The organism is Acinetobacter stercoris (assembly GCF_900323515.1).
GTDB lineage: Bacteria > Pseudomonadota > Gammaproteobacteria > Pseudomonadales > Moraxellaceae > Acinetobacter > Acinetobacter stercoris.
The window spans coordinates 1-4,935 of the sequence record NZ_OOGT01000252.1; the positions used below are offsets into that span (position 1 = coordinate 1).

Genomic DNA, 4,935 nt, shown 5'->3' on the forward strand with positions numbered 1-4,935 from the left:
CATATTTATAAAGTATAAATAAATACTTATAAAAAATTATGAAATTGTTGAAAAAACAAGTAAAGTTCAGTACATGTATTAAACGTTGTAGTCATTTATTACATTTGATCATGCTTGTAGTTCAGGATGGAAACGAGCAAATAAAACAAACATTGGAGAAGGATATGCACATACAATGTAAAGATTTCTGTTCATTTTATCTTATTCTGAATTACTCATTTTAATGTTTGATATGTAATTTTCATGTCGGTTACAGCGTATACATTCAACAAATTCAACCAATAGAAATGAATTCTATGCATCATTTGTTATGTCTTTACATAACAGGATATTTTTAATCTGCCAAAATGGAATTTGATATGGCATTTGCAAATTTAACGAAAAAACACTTAACATATTTATCAATGGGTATGCTGGGTATTTTCGGTTTAAGTCATACAGCCAATGCTGAAGACAATTTTAAGCTCGTACTGAAAAACGCATTTATTGAACGTAACTATGATGATGATGCTATTAAAGATCCTGGTAGCTGGTCACAAGGTATTTCTGGATTTTATACGTCAGATTATATACCTACAGTATTAACCGTAGCGGATAAGCCGATTGAAATCGGAATGGATGCATCATTACAATATGCATTACGCTTAAGTGATGACCGTCATGTAGATGATACTGTTTTACCATTTAGCCCATATTCTAAAACCCAAGACCGTAACTTTTTAAAATATGGTGGTACATTAAAGCTCAAATATGACAAAACCGAATTTAAAATTGGTGAATTGTGGTTAGATTTACCTATCACAGCAACAGATGCAAGTCGACAGTTACTAAGTTCCTACTGGGGCGGGCAAATTAAAAGTCAGCTGTCTGATAAATTGAAATTGGAACTTGGGCGTATTGAGCAGGTTTCACCGCGATATGCTGAAGGTTTTCAACGTTTTACCTATACAACTAACGGCAAAACACATCAGTCAGATGGATTGAATTATATTGATTTTAAATATAATGTAACTCCAAACATCATGGCTGAGTATTATTACGGTAACCTTGAAGATTTATACGACAAGCACTATCTGGGCTTGGAGCATTGGTATAAATCGGATAAATTTAAGGCACAAACGCGTTTTAAATACTTTAGGTCGCAAGACTCTGGAAGCTCTATAGCTGGCGAAGTTGATAACCATAATATAGGTTTAATCGAGAAAGTTTTTGTTGGTAACCACACGGTTGCATTAGGTTATCAGCAGCTCTTTGGTGATACAGCATATCCGTTACCAGACGGCTTCCTTCCAGAATTATATTTTATCAACTGGAATACAACAGGGTTCTTCAAGAAAGATGAGAAATCCATACATTTTCTTTATGGGTATGATTTTAAAAATTATGTTCCAGGCTTGAATGCGATGGTGAAATATGTTCATGGTTATGACTTTAAGGATAACCAGGGACGTAAAAATAACGAATCTGAGACCAATTTTATTTTATCTTACGACTTTCAAAATCCAAAGTTAAAAGGCTTATCTTTCCATTGGTTATATATTAACTATGATGTAAAAACAGGGAATGACTTTCAGGAAAATCGTATCTTGACAACTTATACCAAAAAATTCTAATGATCAAAAAAAGACCGATTTATTCGGTCTTTTTTAATTTAAATTAATGTTTATAAAAACGTTTGACTGTNTGTTTAGGTGTTTCTCCAAACATCAATTTATAGTCTCTTGAAAAGTGTCCCATATGATTAAAACCATGTTCCAGGGCAATTTCAGCAATGTTGCTTAATGGCGTGTTACACAAGGTGGCGTGAACAGCTTTTAAACGAATATTTTTTACATATTGCATAGGAGATGTATATAAGTACTCTTTAAATAGACTGTTCAATTTTGAAACAGATGTATATGAAGCCTCAGATAAATGCTGTAAAGAAATTTCCTGTTTGGAATGATTTTGTATATATTCGATAGCGAGTTGCAAAGAGCGTGGAAAATTAGAGTCCAGTCTTTGTTTTAAAATCTCGCTATAGTTATTTTTTTGCAGTAATAACAGTTTCTTGATGAGTAAACTCTCTATTTCTTGATACATTGGCTGAAGCGAATGTATGCCAAATAGACTTATTTCATCTAAATAGAAGTGAATTTGTTTCCACCATTGTGAGATATGTAACGTATTCATGTCCATTTCTGCACTGAAAATAATGTCATGAGGTAAATCTTGACGAATCAGATCTTTTAGTACTTGATCGACTTTTTCTTTAGGAATCGCAAGGTGAATTTTTTTACAGTCACCTGAGATATCAAGCATTAATTCCTCTTGAGGATTCAAAATTAATCCTGTACTGGGGGTGGAATGAATACGCTGATTTTGAATAGATAATTCCTGTTCACCACTTAGTGGCAAGCTAATACTATAACAATGTAGTTTTTTTTCATTAACGATTGCAGCATCAGTACCGTACTGCACGTATCCTAATGCAATTGAATTATTTGCCAGACGGGCAAATTCATGCTGAAAGTTTAATTTTGACTGCTGTTTGACAATTAGATCGTGTTGACCACAAATATCATTCATCCAGTTACGGGCATCGGTTACATCAAACTTTGTTGAAACAGACAATTGATTGATCATATTGGTTCACCATCCTGCTTGATTCAACCTTTATTCACTAAGTATCCTTACTTAATGCGTTAATTAGACTATTTTAATCAACTTAAGCCTAAACTCTAAATATCATTAAGGTATGAAATTATGTGATTGAGATATAATTCAATTTATGCAAGATTTGGATAAAAATAAGTAATTTTTGGATATTACTGCGCTGTATTTCTCCTTACTGTATATAAAAGCAAGAAGGAGTGAAGGAATGCAAAATACTCAAGCCAATGTGCGAAACTGGAAAGAGTTCGTAAATAGCAATATCGATTTTAGGGAAGAAGATGGTGTATTTCGTGTAGGACGTGAAATTTTCACCGAGCCAGAGTTATTTGCTTTAGAAATGGAATTGATCTTTGAAAAAACATGGATTTATGCATGTCATGAGAGTGAAATTTTAAATGTAAATGACTTTATTACTGTGCAAGTTGGTCGCTACCCTATGATCATTACCCGTGATAAGGAAGGGCAACTACATGCATTGTCCAACACCTGCTCGCATCGTGGTACGACTTTAACCCGTGTGTATAAAGGAAATCAGGCTAATTTTGTATGCCCATTCCATGCGTGGTGTTATAAAAATGATGGAAAGTTATTGAAAGTTAAGGCACCAGGTGAATATGACACAGAAACTTTTGATAAATCAAAACATGGTCTGAAAAAAGGGTTGGTGCAAAGTTACCGTGGATTTGTATTTGTTAACTTGGATGTAAACACAGATATAAGCCTGGATGAATATTTGGGTGATACCCGAAAATTTTTGGATATGATGATTGCTCAATCTCCAACAGGCGAGCTTGAAGTCATTGAAGGTCGCTCTAAATATGAGTTTGATGCCAACTGGAAGTTGCAAAATGAAAATGGTCTGGATGGATATCATGTCAGCACTGTTCATTACAACTATGTTGCAACGGTACAACATAGACAGACAATTAATGCAGAAAAAGGCATTACACCTGAAAAAACACTGGATTACAGTAAATTAGGGGCTGGTGACAAACAAACCGATGATGGTTGGTTTACCTTTAAACACGGGCACGGTGTGTTATTTAGTGATATGCCAAACCCTGATGTCCGACCAGGTTATGCCAGTGTAATGCCTCGTCTCCAACAAGAATATGGAGAAGAAACTGCAGAATGGATGATGCATCGTTTGCGTAATCTTAACATCTATCCAAGTCTCTTCTTTATGGATCAGATCAGTTCACAACTTCGGATTATCCGTCCTGTTGCATGGAACAAAACTGAAATTATCAGTCAATGTTTGGGCGTAAAAGGTGAGTCTGATGAAGATCGTGAAAGCCGTATTCGACAGTTTGAAGACTTTTTCAATGTTTCGGGTATGGGTACACCAGATGATTTGGTTGAGTTCAAAGAAGCTCAACGAGGTTTTGAAGCACGTAATAATCAATGGAATGATATTTCACGTGGCTATCAAAACTGGAATTATGGTGAATCTAAAAATAGTCAAATATTAGGCATTACTCCTGTTATTACAGGTCGTGAAATTACCCACGAAGGTTTATATGTAAATCAACATAGAACCTGGCAAAACCTCATGTTAAAAGGCTTGGCAAAACGTAAAATTGAAGTTGTGGAGCAATAATTCATGAAAAATAATGCTGAATTACAGTACCAAATCGAGCAATTTTTATATGCGAATGCCAGTAAATGCGATCAAAAAAAATGGGATGAATATCTTAATGATTTTGATGAAAAACTGGAATTCCATGTTCCACAATGGAAATCAGAACATGAATATACGACCAATCCAAAACGAGAAATGTCGCTTATTTATTACTCGAACCGTGGTGGTTTAGAAGACCGTATCTTCCGTGTTGAAACTGAAAAGTCATCTTCTGCTTACCCGCTGCCACGTACGTTGCACCAAATTAGTAATGTCCGTATTGTAGGAATAGAGGGGGATGAAATCACTGTGGAAGCTGGTTGGGATACCTCATATATCCGGATGGAAATAGTAAACCGTTTCTTTGGTGTGGTTCATTATCGTATTAAAAGAAATGCTGAACAGTTTAAAATTACTTATAAACAAGTAATTTTAATGAATGACAAAATCAATGCTGTTTTAGATTTTTATCATATCTAAAATCTGTCCTATACCTTCGGGTAAATCTGTTTGTGCTGTTCTGATTTCCTGCATGTCCTTCTTCAGAACAGCACATTCTTTTTTTTAAAGCCAAAGATTTTCTTTGGCTTTTTTATGCACTGAAATCTAAGTTGTAACCCAATATAACGATTTTATTTAATTTCCAATTACCTTAAATT

Annotated in this window: 4 protein-coding genes; 3 read left to right on the forward strand and 1 reads right to left on the reverse strand. The window is 34.5% G+C overall.

Annotated elements, in window-relative coordinates; translation table 11 throughout:
- Positions 1-404: 404 nt before the first annotated feature.
- A complete protein-coding gene (locus KPC_RS17810; protein ID WP_228212319.1) occupies positions 405-1,613 on the forward strand; it encodes an OprD family outer membrane porin in 1,209 nt (402 codons plus the stop codon).
- Positions 1,614-1,656: 43 nt separating this feature from the next.
- Here the strand turns inward: KPC_RS17810 and KPC_RS17815 are convergent, their stop codons facing one another.
- On the reverse strand, positions 1,657-2,625 hold the full coding sequence (locus tag KPC_RS17815; protein WP_121975676.1) for an AraC family transcriptional regulator: 969 nt from the start codon (positions 2,623-2,625) through the stop codon (positions 1,657-1,659).
- A 235-nt stretch (positions 2,626-2,860) separates the two neighbouring features.
- On the opposite strand from KPC_RS17815, the gene antA reads away from it, so the two are divergent.
- Together antA and KPC_RS17825 are read left to right on the forward strand one after the other, a co-directional pair.
- Complete coding sequence (gene antA / locus KPC_RS17820; RefSeq protein ID WP_121975677.1) at positions 2,861-4,255, forward strand: anthranilate 1,2-dioxygenase large subunit; 1,395 nt, start codon at positions 2,861-2,863, stop codon at positions 4,253-4,255.
- Positions 4,256-4,258: 3 nt separating this feature from the next.
- Positions 4,259-4,756, forward strand: coding sequence for an aromatic-ring-hydroxylating dioxygenase subunit beta (locus tag KPC_RS17825; RefSeq protein WP_121975678.1), 498 nt, complete (start codon positions 4,259-4,261; stop codon positions 4,754-4,756).
- Positions 4,757-4,935: the final 179 nt, after the last annotated feature.